We start from the raw sequence: 541 nt of genomic DNA on the forward strand, positions 1-541 counted from the left end.
CATTATCATGACTGATGCGGATGTCGATGGTTCTCATATTAGAACCTTATTATTGACGTTCTTTTTCCGTCAGATGCGAGAGATTATAGAACGTGGTCATATTTTTATTGCTATGCCTCCTTTATATAAAGTTAAGAAGGGCAAGCAGGAGCAGTACCTGAAAGACGAAGCTGCCTTAGAACAATACCTGACCCAGTCAGCTTTAGATGATACTCATTTATATGTTGATGAGGGAACACCCTCAATCTCTGGCCAAGGTTTAGAAACCTTAGTTGGTCAATATCGTGAAGTAGAAACCATTATTTCTAAGCTTGCCCGTTCTTATCCGTTACTTGTACTGGAAACTTTGCTTAAAGTAAGCGCGCTGAATAAAGAAGATCTTAAAGAGAAAGCGAAAGTTTCGGCTTGGGTTGAAGAAATACAGCCTTTGCTTGGTATTGATACCAAGACAGGTATGAACTATGTATTTGGTATTTCTCACGACGAAGAAAAAGACCTGTACTTACCAAAAGTTGATGTATTTGTGCACGGTATATCAACT

1 pseudogene is annotated in these 541 nt (G+C 38.8%); it reads left to right on the plus strand.

The window, feature by feature from the left end:
* Window positions 1-541 (plus strand): annotated as a pseudogene (gyrB, locus tag A3766_RS31025) (DNA gyrase subunit B); the annotation flags it as partial.

The sequence above is a fragment of the Oleiphilus sp. HI0132 genome, assembly GCF_001635845.1.